The organism is Aeromonas sp. 62-46 (assembly GCF_001898585.1).
Classification (GTDB): domain Bacteria; phylum Pseudomonadota; class Gammaproteobacteria; order Enterobacterales; family Aeromonadaceae; genus Aeromonas; species Aeromonas caviae.
In genome coordinates this window covers 109,558-128,499 of sequence record NZ_MKUI01000047.1, presented here as the reverse complement: position 1 = coordinate 128,499, position 18,942 = coordinate 109,558, and the positions used below count along the sequence as shown (strand labels likewise).

General features: G+C 64.2%; 19 protein-coding genes. 11 read left to right on the top strand and 8 right to left on the bottom strand.

The genetic code is table 11. The features are described from left to right. Positions 1-321: 321 nt before the first annotated feature. Positions 322-2,841, top strand: coding sequence for a class I adenylate cyclase (locus BGO64_RS14520; RefSeq protein ID WP_042879398.1), 2,520 nt, complete (start codon positions 322-324; stop codon positions 2,839-2,841). Between the two features lie 187 nt (positions 2,842-3,028). Here BGO64_RS14520 and BGO64_RS14515 read toward each other — a convergent pair whose 3' ends face one another. Then, entirely contained in the window at positions 3,029-3,682 is a 654-nt protein-coding gene (locus tag BGO64_RS14515) for an alpha/beta hydrolase (protein ID WP_286700900.1), read from the bottom strand. Further along, positions 3,679-3,993, bottom strand: a complete 315-nt coding sequence (cyaY, locus tag BGO64_RS14510; protein WP_010672698.1) for an iron donor protein CyaY — start codon at positions 3,991-3,993, stop codon at positions 3,679-3,681. Before cyaY ends, BGO64_RS14515 begins: the two co-directional genes overlap by 4 nt. 73 nt (positions 3,994-4,066) lie before the next feature. Between cyaY and lptM the strand changes: the two genes are divergently transcribed. The 7 genes from lptM (at position 4,067) to BGO64_RS14475 (ending at position 9,443) form a co-directional block, all read left to right on the top strand. Continuing rightward, positions 4,067-4,267 carry an LPS translocon maturation chaperone LptM gene (gene lptM, locus BGO64_RS14505; protein WP_010672699.1) on the top strand — a complete coding sequence of 67 codons (201 nt, stop codon included), beginning with the start codon at positions 4,067-4,069 and terminating at the stop codon, positions 4,265-4,267. A 20-nt stretch (positions 4,268-4,287) separates the two neighbouring features. Continuing rightward, positions 4,288-5,538: a diaminopimelate decarboxylase gene (gene lysA / locus BGO64_RS14500; RefSeq protein WP_039039806.1), complete on the top strand. Its 1,251-nt coding sequence runs from the start codon at positions 4,288-4,290 to the stop codon at positions 5,536-5,538. A gap of 62 nt (positions 5,539-5,600) precedes the next feature. Next, entirely contained in the window at positions 5,601-6,431 is an 831-nt protein-coding gene (dapF, locus tag BGO64_RS14495; RefSeq protein WP_029313578.1) for a diaminopimelate epimerase, read from the top strand. A 79-nt stretch (positions 6,432-6,510) separates the two neighbouring features. After that, positions 6,511-7,191: a DUF484 family protein gene (locus tag BGO64_RS14490; protein ID WP_010672702.1), complete on the top strand. Its 681-nt coding sequence runs from the start codon at positions 6,511-6,513 to the stop codon at positions 7,189-7,191. Beyond that, complete coding sequence (xerC, locus tag BGO64_RS14485; protein WP_286700899.1) at positions 7,184-8,161, top strand: tyrosine recombinase XerC; 978 nt, start codon at positions 7,184-7,186, stop codon at positions 8,159-8,161. Before BGO64_RS14490 ends, xerC begins: the two co-directional genes overlap by 8 nt. Positions 8,162-8,256: 95 nt before the next feature. Further along, positions 8,257-8,967, top strand: a complete 711-nt coding sequence (locus BGO64_RS14480; protein WP_045523035.1) for an HAD-IA family hydrolase — start codon at positions 8,257-8,259, stop codon at positions 8,965-8,967. A 71-nt stretch (positions 8,968-9,038) separates the two neighbouring features. Further along, positions 9,039-9,443, top strand: coding sequence for a hypothetical protein (locus tag BGO64_RS14475; protein ID WP_043154050.1), 405 nt, complete (start codon positions 9,039-9,041; stop codon positions 9,441-9,443). A gap of 151 nt (positions 9,444-9,594) precedes the next feature. Here BGO64_RS14475 and BGO64_RS14470 read toward each other — a convergent pair whose 3' ends face one another. The 3 genes from BGO64_RS14470 to BGO64_RS14460 all read right to left on the bottom strand — a co-directional run bounded on the left by BGO64_RS14470 (position 9,595) and on the right by BGO64_RS14460 (position 13,316). Continuing rightward, positions 9,595-10,365: a gamma-glutamyl-gamma-aminobutyrate hydrolase family protein gene (locus BGO64_RS14470; protein WP_039039802.1), complete on the bottom strand. Its 771-nt coding sequence runs from the start codon at positions 10,363-10,365 to the stop codon at positions 9,595-9,597. Positions 10,366-10,728: 363 nt separating this feature from the next. Continuing rightward, complete coding sequence (yidA, locus tag BGO64_RS14465; protein ID WP_041214347.1) at positions 10,729-11,538, bottom strand: sugar-phosphatase; 810 nt, start codon at positions 11,536-11,538, stop codon at positions 10,729-10,731. Between the two features lie 113 nt (positions 11,539-11,651). Next, complete coding sequence (locus tag BGO64_RS14460) at positions 11,652-13,316, bottom strand: flagellar assembly protein A (protein WP_353743888.1); 1,665 nt, start codon at positions 13,314-13,316, stop codon at positions 11,652-11,654. Positions 13,317-13,710: 394 nt separating this feature from the next. Here BGO64_RS14460 and BGO64_RS14455 point away from each other — a divergent pair, with 394 nt between their 5' ends. Further along, a complete protein-coding gene (locus BGO64_RS14455) occupies positions 13,711-14,226 on the top strand; it encodes a metal-dependent hydrolase (RefSeq protein ID WP_010672710.1) in 516 nt (171 codons plus the stop codon). Here the strand turns inward: BGO64_RS14455 and BGO64_RS14450 are convergent. Continuing rightward, positions 14,223-15,398 carry a competence/damage-inducible protein A gene (locus BGO64_RS14450; RefSeq protein ID WP_286700898.1) on the bottom strand — a complete coding sequence of 392 codons (1,176 nt, stop codon included), beginning with the start codon at positions 15,396-15,398 and terminating at the stop codon, positions 14,223-14,225. The genes BGO64_RS14455 and BGO64_RS14450 overlap by 4 nt on opposite strands. Positions 15,399-15,426: 28 nt before the next feature. Then, positions 15,427-16,671 carry an HD-GYP domain-containing protein gene (locus BGO64_RS14445; protein ID WP_182951455.1) on the bottom strand — a complete coding sequence of 415 codons (1,245 nt, stop codon included), beginning with the start codon at positions 16,669-16,671 and terminating at the stop codon, positions 15,427-15,429. A 144-nt stretch (positions 16,672-16,815) separates the two neighbouring features. Here BGO64_RS14445 and metA point away from each other — a divergent pair, with 144 nt between their 5' ends. Next, positions 16,816-17,763 (top strand): homoserine O-acetyltransferase MetA, encoded by a 948-nt coding sequence (gene metA, locus BGO64_RS14440; protein ID WP_010672713.1) that lies wholly within the window; start codon positions 16,816-16,818, stop codon positions 17,761-17,763. 6 nt (positions 17,764-17,769) lie between these two features. Here the strand turns inward: metA and BGO64_RS14435 are convergent, their stop codons facing one another. After that, on the bottom strand, positions 17,770-18,288 hold the full coding sequence (locus BGO64_RS14435) for a phosphatase domain-containing protein (protein WP_286700897.1): 519 nt from the start codon (positions 18,286-18,288) through the stop codon (positions 17,770-17,772). 149 nt (positions 18,289-18,437) lie between these two features. Here BGO64_RS14435 and BGO64_RS14430 point away from each other — a divergent pair, with 149 nt between their 5' ends. Then, on the top strand, positions 18,438-18,908 hold the full coding sequence (locus BGO64_RS14430) for an Lrp/AsnC family transcriptional regulator (protein ID WP_010672715.1): 471 nt from the start codon (positions 18,438-18,440) through the stop codon (positions 18,906-18,908). Positions 18,909-18,942 lie beyond the last annotated feature (34 nt).

Genomic DNA, 18,942 nt, shown 5'->3' with positions numbered 1-18,942 from the left:
TCAATCAGTTGTTTCATCTTTTGAGAGGAAAACGATCTTACCACCCTTTGCAGGGGCTTTCATGGCGCAGCCCGCAAAAGCGGGGCCAAGCTCAAAAACGGGGGCTGAAAATTATTTTCATTCAGCCAATAATTGATTTTAAGTTATTGAAAGTAAGCAACTTTATTGCTTTCCTCTGATACCGTTACGAACGGGGTCAGAAATAATCCGGTGATTGTGTGCGGGCTTGTTTACCACTGCTGTTTGCATTGTTAACATGATCACACTTTTTTGACGTCTCCCCGTTTTGGTGCGTCATTTCTCTTCCCCATAGGTAGGGCATTGCTGGTTAAACTCGACACGCTGGTGGCGCGCTACGACGAACTCAATCGTCTCAAGACGCAACGAGCGCTGGATCTCATGAGTCGCTACGGGCAGCAGGTTTTCCACTTGCTGCCTGTCATGCTGCACTTCAATCACCCCCTGTTGCCCGGTTATGTGGCAGGGGATGTGCCTCATGGTATCTGGAGTTTTGTCGCCAACGAGGCCCAGCAGGCCTTCATCCAGGATCTCTGCCAGAACGCCAACTGCCAGGGCGGTCTCAGTACCCACGACAAGTCCATCCAGGGCCTCTACTCCATGGGGAGCACCTCCTCCATCGGTCAGTGCTGCCACTCGGATCTCGACATCTGGGTCTGTCACGTGGCCGGTCTGTCGAGCGAGCGCCTCGCCCTGCTGGAACAGAAGTGCCAGCACCTCTCCATGTGGGCGGAGCAGCGGGGGGTCGATCTCAACTTCTTCCTGATCCCCGAAGACAAGTTCCGTCAGCGCAACGATGCCCAGATGCAGGGGGAGAGCTGCGGCAGCGCCCAGCACCTGCTGCTGCTCGACGAGTTCTACCGCAGCGCCATGCACATCGCCGGCAAGCGGCTGCTCTGGTATCTGGTGCCTGCCGAATATGACGATCACTACGACGACTACGTCAACGGCCTGTTTGCCCACGGCAAGTTGAGCCAGGATGACTGGCTCGATCTGGGGGGTTTTGATCGCATTCCTGCCGAGGAGTATTTCGGCTCCGCCCTGTGGCAGCTCTACAAGGGAATCGACTCCCCCTACAAGGCGGTGCTCAAGTCGGTGCTGATGGAGGCCTACTCCCACGAGTATCCCAACACCCGGCTGCTGTCGGTGACCAGTCGCGACTGGTTCCAGCACAACGAGGGGATGCACTACCGCCTCGACAACTACTGCCTGATGCTGGACAAGGTGACCAACTACCTGAAGTCCATCGGCGACATGCAGCGCCTCGATCTGGTGCGTCGCTGCTTCTATCTGAAGGTGTGCGACGGGCTGAGCCATCCCAAGGAAGATCACTCCCCGGACTGGCGCCGGGAGCAGATGGCCCAGCTGGTAGCCTACTGGGGCTGGAGTCCGGAGCGCCTTTACCACCTTGATCACCGCCAGGAGTGGAAGGTCGAGGACGTCAAGGTGGCCTACGCCGAGTTGCTGGAAGCCCTGATGCAGAGCTACCGCAACCTCATCCAGTTCGCCCGGCGCAACAACATCAGCGAGTCCATCAACCCGGAAGACATCGGCATCCTGTCGCGCAAGCTCTATGCCGCATTCGAGAGCCTGCCGGGCAAGGTGCAGCGCATCAACCTCAAGATTGCGCCGGATCTCGGCGAGCCGGATCTCAGTCTGGTACAGGTGCCCCATGGCCGCCTGAATCGCGCCGGCTGGTATCTCTACAAGCATTCCCTCGAACCCGCCGACATCATTGGCCGGGCGCCGCTCGAATATAACGGCTACATCAGCAAGCTGGTGGCCTGGGCCTATTTCAACGGCCTGCTGACGCCCCAGTCCCGGGTACACCTGTTCAACCAGGGCTCGGATCTGCACATCGACAACCTGCATCAGTTCTGTCGCGATCTCTCCGGGACCTTCCCGGTCAAGTATCCCCGCGCGACCAACCTGGCCCTGAGCCGGCCGTGCGAGATCCGCCAGCTCTCCATCTTCCTGAACCTGGAGACGGACCCGTCCAGCCACTGGGTGGGGCAGGTGATCGAGTTCGATGCCAACGCCGCGGACGTCTTCTCGTTCGGTCGCAACCAGGAGTGTCTGGTGGGATCCGTGGATCTCGTCTATCGCAACTCCTGGAGCGAGATCCGCACCCTGCACTTCGAGGGAGAGGAAGCCGTGGTGGACGCCCTCACCACCATCCTCGGCAAGATGCACCAGGACGCCGCGGCCCCCGAGATGATCGAGGTGTTCTGCTACAGCCAGCACTTCCGCTCCCTGGTGCGCACCCGCTTCCAGCAGCTTGTGGCTGAATGCATCGAGTTGCGCCTGGCCCGGGACAAGCAGCAGCTGGTCAAGACGCTGGCGCTCGGCAAGGAGAAGTACGGCATCTTCTTCGAGCGGCGCGGGGTGTCGGTCAAGAAGCTGGAAAACGCCATCGACTTCTACCGCCACATCTCCCACAACAAGCTGGATCACCTGCCGCTGCGCCTCGACAAGACTCACAGCCAGCATCTGCCCGGCATCGTCGACGCCTACGCCAGCGAAGGGCTGGTGCAGTTCTTCTTCGATACCCGGGATGCAGGCACCAACATCTATATCCTGGACGAGGCGAATCGGGTGGAGATCTACCAGCACTTCGCCGGCAACAAGGACGAACTGGTACAGGGGGTGAACCGGTTTTACACCTCGGGTCACGAGCGATTCAGCAATGCGGGTCAGTTCAGCAACTTCAACCTGCCCCAGTACTACGAAATCGTGCAGGTGGGTGACAAACTCGATGTGATCCCCTACCGCAGCCAGAGCCCGCAGCGGGACACCCCAGGAGCGGCGCGGGAAGTAGGATGATGCGCTGATAACAGCACCGGCAAGATGGCAAACGGCCTGCATGATGCAGGCCGTTGTCGTATCCGTGGTGCGGGAATCAGGCGTGGAGGGGGCGCAGCCAGTGGGGGGATGCCGTCGAGCATCGCCGTCAGGGATGAAAGCAAACGGCCTGCTGATGCAGGCCGTTGTCTTACCCGTGAGCCGACAATCAGGCGCCGAGGCGGGCCAGCAACCAGCTGCGAATGTCGCCCAGCTGGGGGCGGCAGATCTCGTGGCGCATGGGGTATTCGTGCCACTCGGGGCTGAGTCCCGCCGCTTCCAGCCGGTTCTTGGCGTCCCAGCCCATGGAGAGGTTCACCACGTCGTCATAGATGCCGTGCATGTAGCAGATGGGCAGGGTGCGGGCCGCCTCGCTCATTTCGCCGGGCAGGGCATCGGGTACCGCCAGATAGGTGGACATGCAGAGCAGGCCTGCCAGTGGCACCGGATGGCGCAGGGCGGTGAAGGAGGCGATGACGCCCCCCTGGGAGAAGCCGGCCAGCACGATGCGCTCGGGGGGGTAACCCTCGGCCACCAACTGTTCGATCAGCGCGGCGATACGGGCTGCTGACTCCCTGACATGGGACTCCACGGCGCGATCCGCCGGATCCTCGAAGCTCTTGATGTCGTACCAGCCGCGCATCCTGTAGCCCATGTTGATGGTGATGGGGCGCTCGGGCGCATCGGGCAGCAGATGGCGGACGGGCAGGTCGGCGGGCAGGGCCAGTGCCTCCACCAGGGGGGCGAGGCCGGCGCCGGAGTCCCCCAGCCCGTGCAGCCAGATCACCGCATGGCGGGCACCTTCGGGATGCAGATCCGTCATGAGAAGACCACGGGCTCGCCGGCCTGGGTGGTGCAGGCCCGGGTCAGCAGGGCCTTGAGCTCGTCGCCGAAGCGGTTGTCGATCCAGCTGTCACCGCGCAGCTCGAAGTGGAAGCCGTTCTCCCGGGTGGCGACCCAGATCTGGTGCAGGGGCTCCTGCTTGTTGATGATGACCTTGGTCTTGTTCTCGAAGCTCAGGGTCAGCACCCCGCCGGCGCGTTCGCAGTCGATATCCGGATACCCCTCGTCGATGGTGTCTTCCACATACTGGAAAAAGGCGTCGGTCAGGGCGTGATACTCGTGATCCTTCATCGGTTTATCCTGTTGCTTTTAACAATGTGAGTGCGATTATAGAGGGCCAAAAATTTTTTCGCAGCGAACCATTATGATTACCCAGTTCACCAAGTGCCTGTTTGCCGCGTCGCTGTCGCTCGGGTTGGCCGCCTGTGGCCTGACGGGGCCGCTCTACATGCCGCCGGCCGAACAGCCCGCACCTGCAGAGCAGACACAGCCCAAGACAGAGAGTACACCGCAAGCCGCCTCGCCTGCGACCGCTACACCGGCCTCAGAGGCCGCGCCGCAATAATCTAGGAAGGAACCGCCCCCTTGGATCACTTTAACTACGACGCAGACGGTCAGCTTCAGGCCGAACAGCTTCCCCTGCAACAGCTTGCCGACCAGTACGGCACTCCGCTCTATGTCTACTCCCGCGCCACCCTGGAACGCCACTGGCATGCCTTCGACCAGGCGGCTGGCGACATTCCCCACCTGATCTGCTATGCGGTCAAGGCCAACTCCAACCTGGCCCTGCTCAATCTGCTGGCACGCCTCGGTTCGGGCTTTGACATCGTCTCCGGCGGCGAGCTGTCCCGGGTGCTGGCGGCGGGCGGTGATCCGGCCAAGGTGGTCTTCTCCGGCGTCGCCAAGAGCGAAGCCGAGATGCGCCTTGCGCTGGAAAAAGAGATCCTCTGCTTCAACCTGGAGTCCGAAGCCGAGCTGGAGCGCCTGAACCGGGTCGCAGGCAGCATGGGCAAGAAGGCGCGGGTCTCGGTGCGGGTCAACCCGGACATCGACGCAGGCACGCACCCCTATATCTCCACCGGCCTCAAGCAGAACAAGTTCGGCATCCCCATCGAACAGGCGCCCGCCATCTACCGCAAGGCAGCGGCCATGGCCCACATCGAGATCAAGGGGGTGGATTGCCACATCGGCTCGCAACTCACTGAATTGAATCCCTTTATGGAGGCGGCGGACAAGCTGCTCAAGCTCATCGACGAGCTGGCGGCGGAAGGCATCCACATCCATCACCTGGACGTGGGCGGCGGTCTGGGGGTCAACTACGGCGCCGAGCAGCCGCCGCACCCCACCGAGTATGCCGAGGCGCTCAAGCAGAAGCTGGCGGGCCGGGATCTGACCCTCTTGTTCGAACCGGGCCGCGCCATCGTCGCCAACGCCGGTGTGCTGCTGACCCGGGTCGAGTTCCTCAAACCCGGCGAGACCCGCAACTTCGCCCTGATCGACGCCGGCATGAACGATCTGCTGCGCCCCTCCCTCTACGGCGCCTGGATGAACATCATCGAGGTGGACAGCCGGGCGACCCACGAGAAGGCACTCTATGACGTGGTGGGCCCGGTGTGCGAGACCGGCGACTTCCTCGGCAAGGAGCGTACCCTGGCGATTGCCGAGGGCTCCCTGCTGGCGGTGCGTTCCGCTGGCGCCTACGGCTTTACCATGTCCTCCAACTACAACACCCGACCCCGTGCGGCCGAGGTGCTGGTGGACGGTGACCAGGCGCACCTCATCCGTGAGCGGGAGCAGTTGGCGGATCTCTGGCGTGGCGAGCACCTGCTGCCGTGATGGATGGATTTTCAGCGTTCCTCCATGTGAGAGCGTGATTAACGGTGAGACAGGAACGCGCGATGTTGATTGAGTTTTCCAAAATGCACGGCCTCGGTAACGACTTCATGGTGGTGGATGGCGTCACCCAGAAGGTGTTCTTCAGCAACGACATCATCAAGAAGCTGGCGGATCGTCACTTCGGTATCGGCTTCGACCAGCTGTTGCTGGTGGAGCCGCCCTATGACCCCGAGCTCGACTTCCATTACCGCATCTTCAATGCCGACGGCAGCGAGGTGGAACAGTGCGGCAACGGGGCCCGTTGCTTCGCCCGTTTCGTGCGTCTCAAGGGGCTGGTCAACCGGGATCGCATCGCGGTCAGCACCGCCCGGGGCCGCATCACTCTGCAGCTGGAAGGGGAGAACCAGGTCACGGTCAACATGGGGGTGCCCCAGTTCGAGCCGGGCAAGATCCCGTTCCGTGCCCAGAAGGCGGAGAAGACGTATCTGCTGCGGGCCCAGGATCACACAGTGATGTGCGGCGCCGTCTCCATGGGCAACCCTCACTGCGTCATCGAGGTGCCCTCGGTGGCCGATGCGCCGGTGGAGACCCTGGGACCCATCATGGAGCGCCACGAGCGCTTCCCCGAGCGGGTCAACGTCGGCTTCATGGAGATGGTCAACGCCAGCGAGATCAAGCTACGGGTCTTCGAGCGCGGGGTGGGGGAGACCCTGGCCTGCGGGACCGGGGCCTGTGCGGCCGTGGTGATAGGCATCAGCCAGGGCAAGCTCAAGGAGCGGGTCACCGTCACCCTGCCGGGTGGCAAGCTGACCATCGCCTGGAAGGGACCGGGTCAGCCCGTCTACATGACGGGACCGGCCGAGCACGTCTTTGACGGCCAGATAGAGTTGTAGACAAGGAGCGGGTGATCCCGCTCCATCAACGGATCATATCGGGGCCCTTGGCCCCTTTTTCGGATGGATCAACCAAGTTATGAGCGAACTCAAACGGCAGGAATCACTGGTGGATGAAGCCACAGTGCTGGAGTACCTGGCCCGTTATCCCGAGTTTTTCCTGCGTCACGGGGCCATGCTGGACAAGATCCGCATTCCCCATGCGCAAAAGGGCACCATCTCCCTGGTGGAGCGCCAGCTGGACAGACAGCGGGAGCGCATCGAGCAGCTGGAGCAGGAGATCACCGAACTGATGGGGGTCGCCAGCGAGAACGAGCGGATCTTCCGGGTCTATGCGGATCTCTACGGGGAGATCTACGGCTGCCAGACCCTGTTCGAGCTGAGCGCCGTGATGGGCAAGGCCTTCGTCCAGCGGCTGCGACTCACCGGCCTGCGGCTCTGGCTCAACCCCAGGCATTTCCAGCTGAGCGGCCCCGAGCAGCGTTTCCTGGCGCAGGGCAAACAGCTCGAACAACTGCTGGGTCAGCGCCTGCCCGGCACGGACTACTATTTCGGCCGCCTCAACCAGAGCGAGAAGCAGGCGCTGTTTGGCAATGATGTGCTGGTCAACTCGGTGGCCCTGATGCGGCTCGGGGAGCTCGGCGTGCTGGCCTTCGCGAGCTCGGATCCCAGCCACTTCACCCCCCACAACGACACCCTGCTGCTGGGTCAGCTGGGGCGTCTGTTGCAGCTGCGTCTGCCCGAGCTGGCCCGTGGCTAAGGCAACGACCCGATCCGCTGCCAAGACTCCCCCTGCCGCCGACCCCCTGCCGGTCGCACTGGCGGGGGAGCTGGACGCCTTTATCGAATACCTGCGGGTCGAGCGCCAGCTCAGCCCCCACACCCGCAGCAACTATCAGGCCCACTTAGAAGCGATGACCGCCGAGCTGGTGAAGCTCGGGGTCGACGACTGGGCCCGGCTCGAGGCGAGCCAGGTGCGCAGTCTGGTGACCCGGATGCACAAGGGGGGGCTGGCGCCCCGTTCCCTTGCCACCAAGGTGTCGGCCCTGCGCAGCTTCTGCGACTGGCAGGTGCGCCAGGGGCGGCTCACCGCCAACCCGGCGCGTGGCATCGTCACCCCCAAGCAGGGGCGGCCCCTGCCCAAGAACCTGGACGTGGACGAGATGTACCAGCTGCTCAACATCACCGACGAGCAGGATCCGCTGGCGGTGCGGGATCGCGCCATCATGGAGTTGATGTACTCCTCCGGCCTGCGCCTTGCCGAGCTGGTGGGGCTCAACCTCGCGGACGTGAAGCTCGAGGAGCGCCAGCTCAGGGTGATCGGCAAGGGCTCGCGGGAGCGGGTGCTGCCCATCGGGCGGATGGCGGTGGAGTGGTTGCACAAGTGGTTCAAGGTACGCCCCCTGCTGGCCGGTGACGAGGGGGAGGCATTGTTCGTCTCCAAGCGCAGGCAGCGGCTCTCGGCCCGCTCGGTACAGGAGCGGCTCGACGGCTGGGGCAACAAGCAGGCTCTCAATGCCCACGTGCACCCCCACAAGCTGCGCCACAGCTTCGCCACCCACATGCTGGAATCCTCCGGCGATCTGCGGGCGGTGCAGGAGCTGCTGGGGCATGCGGATCTCTCCACCACCCAGATCTATACCCACCTCGACTTCCAGCATCTGGCCAAGGTATATGACAGTGCCCACCCGCGGGCGAAGCGGGATCCGGAAACGCCGGAGGATGAGTGATGTGGTGTGCGATCTGCGGGGATGACAATCTCCACGTCGCCCCGGTCAGGCGGGAGCTCGCAACGCCAGAGGATGAGGAGTAAAGAGGAACAGCCATGCAGTTTTACCGTCGCTGGCAGCCGGTGGCCGCCATCTCGTTCGATCTGGACGACACCCTCTATGACAACGGCCCCGCCATCGCGCGGGCGGAACAGTGGATGCTGGACCACCTGCGCAGCGAATACCTGGCTACCGCCATGCTGGACAAGCCGCGCTGGCTCGCGCTCAAGCGCCAGTTGCTGCTGGACCACCCGGCGCTGAGCCACGACGTCAGCCTGGCGCGCCAGCGTGGCATTCGCGAGGCCCTGGTGCAGGGGGGCATGGAGCCCGGGCTGGCGGAGCAGCAGGCCCGGGCGGTGTTCACCGGCTTCATGGCCGAGCGCTCGAAGATAGAGGTGAGCGAGGCGACTCACGCCCTGCTGGCTCGTCTGGCGGCGCGCTACCCGCTGGCGGTGATCACCAACGGCAACCTGGATCTGGAGCAGGCAGGTCTGGCTGGCTACTTCACCCTGGTCTGCAAGGCGGGAGCGGGAGCCAGAATGAAACCGGCGCCCGACATGTTCGTGCAGGTGCAAGAGGCCCTGAGGCTGGCCCCCGGCCGCATCCTTCATGTGGGGGATCACCCGGTGACCGACGTGCTGGGGGCCAGGCTGCACGGCTTTCGGGCCGCCTGGCTCAACGAGAGCGGTCAGTCCTGGCAGTCGCTGTCGCTGCTGCCGGATGTGGAGCTGGGGCAGCTGCAGGATCTGGCCACCCTGCTGCTCTGAGCTGGGGATGAGGGACAGATTCCGTGATCTATATCTGGCAATAATAACAAGGGAGCAAGGGCGTGAAGGGAATGAAGGGTGTCATCTGGCTGGCGATCCCCGTGATGCTGGCGGGATGCGATCTGGTGCAAGACCGTTACCGGATGGAGTTCAGGGACGGATCCTGGCGGGAGATCGCCATCTCCCCGTTTTCCAACGAGGCGCGCTGGCGCGAGGGGTGTGCCACCGGCGAGATCCAGGTGGACATGACCCTGCCACTGAAACGGGGCAAGGTGGTGAATGGCCGGGAGCAACTACTCATCGGCGGCGAGCTGTTCGAGCTGGAGGATGCCCGTCTCTATCGCGGCAACGGCATGGTGCTCGGGCAGGCCCCGGACCATATCCAGCGGGGCCTCAAGGGGCTGGATGTCTGCCGAACCCTGCGTCCTGATCGCGGGGCTCTGCCCAAGCTCAAGGGCAAGGGATTTGGCGACTAGCCCGTCTGCTGCCTGAACGGGCAGGAGGCGTCGCCGAAGGCAGTGGGCAGCTTGATGGAGTGGGGGGGTCACAGGCCCGTCACGTCGGATGCCTCTGGGTAGCCCCCGATGTACGAGGCCCTGCCCAGGCTCAAGGGCAAGGGGTCGGCGACTAGCCGACCTGCTGCCTGAACCGGCGACAGGCGTCGCCAAAGGCGGTGAAGAGCTTGATGGAGTGGGGGTTCTCGCTGGCCTTCCACTCCGGGTGCCACTGCACCGCCAGCAGGAAGGGGGAGAGGGCGGGAGCGTGGATCGCCTCGATCAGCCCGTCTTCGGCATGGGCCAGGGGGGCCAGCCCCTTGGCCAGCGTCTTGATCCCCTGCCCGTGGAGGGAGTTGACCGGAATCGACGGCTGCCCCATCAGCTCGGCCAGCCAGGTACCGGGCACCAGCTCGACCTGATGGCTCTCGCCATACTGCTCGTCCACCGGGTCATCCGCATCCTCCCGATGATCGTCATAACCCGGCTCGCAATAGACCTTCTGGTGAATGTCGCCTCCCAGGGCCACGTTGATCTCCTGCATGCCGCGGCAGATCCCGAGGATCGGCAGGCCACGGTCGAGGGCGGCGCGCACCAGGGGAATATCGAACAGATCCCTGTCCCTGTCCTGGGGCTTCTCCGGGGTGAGGTTCTCCTGGCCATAGAGGGCAGGATCGATGTTGGAGCCAGCACCGCTCAGATAGACCCCGTCGGCGAGGTCCAGATACTGCTCCAGATCCTCGGTGCCACAGCAGGTGGGCACCAGCAGCGGCACGCAGCCGCTGATCTCCACCAGAGGCTTGATGTATTTGTGGGTCATGACCTGGTAGGCGTGGCCACTGCGGGCCTGGGCCCCCATGGTCATCAGCACGACGGGTTTGTTATGGGCACTGGGGTTGGGCATAGGTCACCTTGGCTATCCTTGGCGGTCTCATCCTGCGCCTTGGGAAGGCCCTTGCCGCCTCGGCTCGCAAGGGCATGCCTCAAGGCATGGTCGTGGGATCAGGGTCGCGCCAGCGTGCCAGAATCGTCGGTCAGCCTTGGCAACGACAGCCTGGATCCTGCCTCCAGTCTGCCAAGGCCGTTCAATATGTCAAACAAAATGATGCAATTATGTTAAACGTTGATGCCGGAATACGGCTGAGAGTCCCATTTAAAGGGGCTTGAGGGGGAGGGGCTGGTGCGGTGAGAGATTTGATGGTGGATATATTAAACATCTGGCCGGGCGGCCGGATAGCAGAAGGGGCCCACAGGGCCCCTTGTCGACTCAGGCGTTCAGGATGAAACGTTCGATCACCTGGGCGACCCCGTCTTCATCGTTGCGCCCCGTGGTGTGCTGTGCCAGCGCCTTGATCTCGTCGGTGGCGTTGCCCATGGCGACCCCGAGTCCGGCGTAGGCGATCATGTGGTGATCGTTGCCCGCATCCCCCACCGCGATCACCTGGGAGGCATCCAGCCCCAGGTGCTCGGCCAGGGCGGCGACGCCGGTGCCCTTGTTGCTGCGCTTGTTCATGAACTCGAGGAAGTAGGGTGCGCTGCGCACCACGGTATAGCGCTCGTGGAGTTCGGCGGGCAGCTGGGCGATGGCACGGGAGAGCAGGGGCTCTGGGTCAATCATCATCACCTTCATGATCTGCTCGTCGTCGGGCAGGGTGGCGAAGTCCACCAGGTTGATGGGTTGACCGATGAGGCGGGATTCGTGCTCGGTGTAGGGGCTGATCCTGGGGCTGATGAGCCCCTGGCGGACGGAGAAGCCGTGGATGTTCACCCCCAGCTCACAGGCCAGGTGGGCGATGGCACGGGCGTCGCTGCCGGTCAGCAACTGGCTGCGGATGATGCGTTGCTCGGATACCTGCTGCACCAGGGCGCCGTTGTAGCAGATGACGTAGTCATCCTGGCCGGTGAGGCCCAGCTCGGTCAGGGCGGCGGTCATGCCTTCCAGCGGGCGGCCGGAGGCCAGCACCACGGTCACGCCCCTGGCGCGGGCTGCCGCGATGGCGGCCTGGGTGCGGGGGGAGATTCGGCCCTCTGGGGTCAGCAGGGTGCCATCCATATCCAATGCGATCAGCTTGTACATCTTCTCACTACCTGAGTCTGGCCGGCCCGCCCGATGGGGCCATGGGGAGGCCGAGTGTAGCGAAAATCGCCGCCGGGATCACGCCGCCTGCCGAAGCGGGGGCACGTTGCCCCTCAGCGCTGGCCCTGGTAGGGGGTCAGTTGCAGCTGATCTTCCCGGATGGCGAAGTGGATGGGGCCGTGCTCGATGTCGACCCTGTTGTGGTGATGGGCCATCTCCACCTCGACGCCGGGGAAGAGGCGCTGGGTGGCGATGATGTCCATGTTGGCCATGAGCGCCTGCAGCTCCCGCTGCGCCTCGGCGAGCTGCTCGTCCAGGCTCTTGCTCTCGTCGAACTGGCGGGTGCGCAGCGCCTTGATCTTCTGCAGGGTCTCGGGATTGCGCTTGTCACGAGGCAGTTGCAGCAGACGCAGGATGAGATCCTGCAGCTTGTCTATCTGCTCGGCGCAGGTCTGTTTGCGCTGGCGAAGCGCCAGCTCCTGCTCCTTCTGGCTGAAATAGCCGCCGAGGATCTGCAACCGGGTCCGGTTGGCCGCCGAGGCTCCGAGCACCGGTGCCATGATGAGCCGGTTGGCGATGTTGATGCCGCCGATGAGGTGCCCCTTGCGCATGGCGCTGTCCCCCACCTTGAGATCCTGGCCGCTGCGGCAATAGCAGTGACTGAGCTGGCTCAGGATATGGATGTCGCCATCGGCCTCCAGCCTGGCGTACTGGGCATAGCTGGCGTGGATCTCCCCCCCGGCGTTGAGGTGGCAGAGGTATTCGTCGTCTGCCAGCTTGCGCCCTATGATGCCGTTGCGCACCGTGATGGTGCCGCCGGATTCGATGTAGCCGCCCTCGACGAAGCCGCCGATCACCACGTCCCCGCTGGTCTTGACGCGCATGCCGGGCATGACGTCCCCGGTGACCAGCAGGGATCCCTCGAACTCGACGTGGCCGTGGCGGATGTCGACCTGCTTGACGTTGAGCACCTCGTCGACCCGCATCCCGGCACGCTCCTGACAGGGGAGTCCCGGGCGTGTCGCCAGCAGCAGGTCCGGATCCTCGGGGGAGAGGCAGGTGCCGTCACCCGGCGTCATGGCGCTCTCCTTGCCGTGGTGGGCGGTCAGGGTCTGGCCCGTCACGGTGAAGCCGTCGATGCCCTGGGTGGCGGGGTGCCTGCGCATCAGCAACGCCCCCGCCTTGACGGTGAGCAGGGTGCCGAGGTCGCGCATGTCCACCTTGCCGTGATCCCGCTCCTGGGGTTTGAGGATCCGCTCGGCTGCGGTCTCCACCAGCCGCTCCAGGCGGGTATCCAGGCCGTGCCTGGCGGCCTTGCCGAGGGCGATGACGGGATTGAGCTGGGCACCGGGGGTCGCCTCACCCGCTGCCTGGATGGCGGCGGCAAGGAGTCGCTCGCTCACCCCCTGCTTGACCGTGCTGGCCGCCAGGGCCTCCTGCAACTGGGCCAGGGTCAGGGGCTGGCCGCCCCAGTCCGCGGTGATCTGCGCCCTGGCGCTCATCTGGTCCTTGTCCACCTGGATGAGCAGCCTGGCATCCTGGCGCCGGGCAATGGGGACTGGCGGATGCGCGGGGGCATCCGGCTCTGCGATGAGGGCGTTGAGCAGGGTGACGGCTTCGCGGATCCCCTCGCCGAGGGGTTCGTAGCGCCGACAGTTGGAGAGTCGCAGCAGGGCCAGGACGTCGCTTTCCTGGATGGGCTCGGTGAGGCCCGGGGTGATGCGCAGGCAGACATAGCTCATGTCGGCCGACAGCTGAAACCACGCTTTGCTTAACACCGGGCCCTCCTTCGTTGTCCCTGTCCGGTTTGCCCCATGCCGGGGCCTCTCCTTGCCGGCATCCAATGCCGCCGGGGCGGATCCAACGCGCAGTATTCGGGTATTTTTCCTTCCGGGTCAACGATCTGAATGCAAATGGGTGAGCCGGGTTGAGGAAATTTCGGCTGACGGGAGAGGGGCAGAGCCGGCCATGTCATGGGTTCCATTGCAGTTTTTTAGCGCAATATGCTGACGTTTTATGCTTTCGCTATCCAGGGTGTCCATCACGTTGAGGGAGGCGATGCAAATCACCTTGCCAGACAGGAAGAGAAGGATTTTAATCTGCCGCCGCCCCAGGGCGAGGACCCTGGTCGCCACCGATCAGCCCCTTTTTCTGTCCAACCGAACGAGCCCCATGACCGCCCAAGGCCACCTGCTGTTTTCCGTCACCTGCGTCCTGCTTGCCCACAAGGTTGAACTGACTCCGGCCCTGGCCGATGCCAGCCTGTGGCACATCGTTCCCATGGCCCTGGCGAGCGCCCTGCTGCCGGATCTCGATCACCCCCGCTCCCTGCTCGGGCGGCAACTGCCCTGGATCTCGGGGCCGCTCTCCCGGCTGTTCGGCCATCGTGGCTTCACCCACAGCCTGCTGGCGGTGGGGATGGGGGTCTGGGGGCTGGCCCAGGTAGAAGCTCCCTGGTTGCTGTCGGGGGCGGTGAAGGATGCCCTCATCGTGGGCTATCTCAGCCATCTGCTGGGGGACTGGCTCACCCCCATGGGCATTCCCCTGCTCTGGCCCTGGCGTCGGCGCTTTCGCCTGCCTGGCCTGCCCCTCAAGAGCGGCGGGGGTTACGAGAGGGCCTTCTGCCTGCTGACCCTGGCGCTTGCCGGGTACTGGGTCCATGGTGGCGCAGGTTTGGCTCATTTCTAGCCCCGGGCACCCTCCTGGCACCTGGCCGTTCGGGTCAGGGTGAGGTAATCGGCGAGCACCGGCAGCCCCAGCAGGTGGCGGCGCAGCATGTCGAGGGCGGCGAAGGCGAGGATCCGGCGACCGCTCGCGGGATCCGGGTGGCTGACCCTGAGCGTCTGGCCGTGCAGTTGCCCGTCGGCGCAGAGCAGCAGCGGCACGCCGTCAGGACCGGCACGGCCTATGGTGAGGCTCAGGGGGGCGTCGGGCACTGCCAGTTGAGTCAGATCGTCGCTCAGGGTGTGGCTGAAGCCGGCAGTCAGGGCAGGGTGCCCGTGACACATGACCAGCAGGGTGCCCCGGCTCTCCCCTTCCTGCAGGTGCAGCGACCGCTCCCCCAGCAGGGCCAGGATCTGGCTGGCAGGCGCCTCGTTGCCACGCCCCACCAGCCAGGGGGCGATGGCCGCAAGCAGCCTCGCCTCGGCGGCGTCCATGTCGGCGGTGCTGGCACCGTGGCCGATGAGCTTGAGCTCGATGAGCGGCATGGAGGAGCGGTAGCCCAGCTCGATGCCGGCAGGCCAGGGGGCCGCATCCAGCATGTCGCTGAGGGCGGACTCCGAGACGCCGAAGGTGTAGAAACGGCGCAGCTCGGTGTCGGTCTCTTCCCCGGCCAGCGCCTTGAGGCGGGGCATGATCTGTTCGCGCACCATCTGCTTGAACTCGAACGGCACGCCCGGGGTGAAGAAGAGCCGGCTCTGGCCGTGGCTGGCCGGGTGGCGGACCACAAAGCCGCAGGCGGTGCCCACCGGGTTGTCGAGGATCTCGCAGTCCCGGGGCAGCCAGGCCTGCTTGGTGTTGCTCCGTGCCATGGTGCGGCCCCGGCTGGCATAGCGTTCGGCCATGGTGGCGAGCCAGTCCGGGAACAGGGTCAGGGGTTGGTCAAACGCCTCGGCCGCGGCCTGGGCGGTGAGGTCGTCCGCCGTGGGGCCGAGCCCCCCGCACACCAGTACCACCTCGGCGCGGTTGGCGCTCTCCTGCAGCACGGCTGTCAGATCCGCGAGGTTGTCCCCCACGGTGGCGCGGCGGCGCACCTGCCAGCCCTGCTCCAGCAAGAGGGCGCTGAGCCAGGCGGCATTGGTGTCCACCACCAGGCCGGTCACTATCTCGTCGCCTGTGCTGATGATCTCGATGCGCATGGGGACTCCTTGGGTGGGGCCAGCCCTCTCAGGGCTTGCCGTGTTCGAAGTAGTAGCTGATCCGGGTGCGGGGGTTGAGGTATTCGAACACCGCCGGGGGCAGGCGTTTGGGCTGGATCACCTTGGCGATGGTCAGCCCGGCCGCGTCGAGGTCGATGATGGCCGCCTCCTGGCGCGGAATGCGGGGGTCGTATACCAGCACGGCGGGGTAGAGCAGGCGGGAGGCGTTGACCGACATCACCAGCCCCACCTGGCCGTTGGAGAGCTGCACCACGCTGCCCGGGGGATAGACCCCCATCAGCCGGATCAGCATGCCGAGGTGATCGGCGTTGAACTGGGACTTGCGCTGCTTGTAGAGGCTGCCGAGGGCCGCGTAGGGCACCTTGGCCTCCAGGTGGCAGAGGTTGTCGTACTCGTTGATGAGGGAGACGATCTGGGTGAGGGGATCGAGCTGATCGCCCTTGAGCCCCTGGGGGCCGGTGCCGTCCAGGTACTCGTGGTGGTTCTGCACTATCTGCTTGGCCGCTTCCGGAAAATCGCTGACGAGCCCCAGCAGTTCCAGGCCGTAGCGGGGATGCTGGGCCATCAGGTTCTGCTCCGGCTTGGTCAGCGGCTCCGTCTTGCGCAGGATCTGGCTCGGGATCCTCAGCTTGCCGATGTCGTGGAACAGGGCCCCCATGCCGACCTGGCGGATTGCCTCGGCCGGCAACTTGCACTCCCGGGCGAGCAGCATGCTGAGCACGCTGACGTTGAGGGAGTGAAACTGCAGGCTGTTGCCATCATCGCTGTCGGAGACCAGGTGCAGCACCATCTCGTCCACCGAGAGGAGCTGCTCCGTCATGGCGTTGATCAGCTCCTGGGCCTCGCTGATGGCGTTGAGGGGGCGGGACTGGATCTTGCCCATCAGGTTGCGCACCTGGGCCAGGGATTGGCGGAACTGTTTCTCGCACTGCTGCAGGTCGCGGCGATAGCGCTGCAACTGCTCGATGCGCCGCAGTTTCTCCTGCTGCATCTCCTCCTGGCGGGCGAGGAGACCTTCCCCCTCAACCTCATCTGCCTGGGGCTGGGTCTGGCCGAGGGGCTTGGGCGGCGTGTCGCTCTTGTCGGGAATGATGGTCACCAGCTTGAGGCCAAGGCGACGAATGAGCTCGATCTCCTCCTCGCTCTTGAGCTTGAAGCTGGAGAACAGAAACGGGTGCTCACGCCATCCCAAAGGCAGGGAGACATAATTGCCGACTTGCAGCCGTTCTACGGAGATCTTGATTCCTGTCATGGGGTTGGGCACGAGGGACACACTGAGCCGTATGCTAGTCAAAGGGCGGGGTGAATACAAAAGGTATCTGATGACAGCGGGAGCGCTTTATTATAGGCTTCTAGATGTCCAGACATATTTACCGATGCAGTACAGGGAGTCAGCATGCCGATCAAGATCCCGGACCAGTTGCCCGCCGCCGAAGTGCTGGGGCAGGAGAACATCTTCGTGATGACGGAATCCCGGGCCGTCACCCAGAACATCCGCCCGCTGCGGGTGCTCATCCTCAATCTGATGCCCAAGAAGATAGAAACCGAGATCCAGCTGATGCGGATGCTCTCCAACTCGCCCTTGCAGGTGGACGTGGATCTGTTGCGCATCGACGATCGGGAGTCGAAAAACACGCCCCAGGCGCACCTGGAGAACTTCTATCACGATTTTGAGCAGGTGAGAGGCAACAACTACGACGGCATGATCATCACGGGGGCGCCGCTCGGGCTGGTGGAGTTCGAGGAGGTGGTCTATTGGCCACGCATCGTCGAGATCATCGAGTGGTCCCATCAGCATGTCACCTCCACCCTCTTCCTCTGCTGGGCGGTGCAGGCGGCGCTGAAAGCCTTGTACGGCATGGAAAAGCAGACCCACGGCGAGAAGCTTTCCGGGGTCTATCGCCACCACCGCCTCGACGAGCACGAGGCGCTGCTGCGCGGCTTCGATGACGAATTCGTGGCGCCCCACTCCCGCTATGCGGCCTTCGACGGGGATCTCATCCGCGCCCACACCGATCTGCAGATCTTCGCCGAGTCGGAAGAGGCGGGCGTCTATCTGGCCGCCACCAAGGATTGTCGCCAGGTGTTCGTCACCGGCCATCCGGAATATGACGCCCTGACCCTGGATGGGGAATATAGGCGGGATCTGGCGGCCGGGCTCACCCCCGTCATTCCGGTCAACTATTACCCGAACAACGACCCAAGCCAGACCCCGCGCGCCACCTGGCGCAGCCACGGTCACCTGCTGTTTTCCAACTGGCTCAACTATTACGTCTACCAGTTGACCAGCTACAAGGTGGAAGACATCGGCAAGGTGTTTACCTACCAGCAGCCCAAGGGATAGAGCCCATCAGTCCGCCCCGGCCAGCAGCCGTCCACGGGTATCGAGCCAGTGACGGTGGCAGGCCAGGGTGAAGGCCCGTGGCCGTCTGGCCCGGATGAGGGTCATGGCCTCCTGCTGGGGCAGCCCCTGGGTCATCAGCAGCAGGGCGGCCGCCAGCCCGGTACGCCCGCTTCCTCCGTGGCAGTGAATGGCAAGGTGCCGTCCCTCGCGCAGCAGGGCGAGCAGTCGGGGTTGCACCCCGGGCCAGGCCTGTTCGAAGGCGGCATCCGGTGCCTCGTCATCCGCAAAGGGCAGATGGAACCAGCTCATGCCTCTGGCCTGCACCAGCTGCCCGAGAGAGAGGGGCCCGCACAGGGCCAGCTCCTCCACCGTCATCAGGGTCAGCACCCCGCCGGCACCGGCCAGCTGCAACTGGGCAAGGGCGTCGGCCATGGGGACCTGCTGGCTGCCGGGGCAGGGGGTGAGCAGGAGCTGGCCGTCGAGCCGTGGAACGTCCAGGCTCCAGAAGGGATGGGCACTGAGCATGGGGTTCCTCGTGGTGGTCGGGGTCAACGGGATCGGCATCCCGCGGGTGCGGCACAGCATAGAGGGGCCGGAGGCGATGTCAATCTGCGTTGTGTTCGGCCCGGTTTACGGGCAGAGTCTAAAAAAATCGAGCGATGCAAGGAGTAAAGATGAGAAACCTGGATCAACTGGACTTGGACATCCTGGCCCATCTGTTTCGCGATGCGGGCATGACCAACAAGGATTTGGCGGCCCTGGTCGGGGTGGCGCCGTCCACCTGTCTGGAGCGGGTGCGCAAGCTGCAGCAGGATGGCGTGCTCAAGGGGGCGCACTGCGAGGTGGATTACCAGGCCCTGGGCGGTCACATCCAGGCCATGGTCTCCTTGCAACTGGCCCGTCACAGCCGCCAGATCATCGATGCGTTTCGCGACGCCATCCTGGCCCTGCCCGAGGTGATCAGCCTGTTCCACATGGGCGGCAAGGATGATTTCCTGGTGCACCTGTGCGTCTCCGATACCGAACACCTGCGCAATTTCGTCTTCGATCACTTTACCTCCCGGGAAGAGGTGGTGCACCTCGAGACCTCCCTGGTGTTCGAGCACAGGTTCAGCCGCTCGCTTCCCTGCTTCCCCCACCCCTGACGGGGCGAGCCGCAAGAAAAAACCGCCCGAGGGC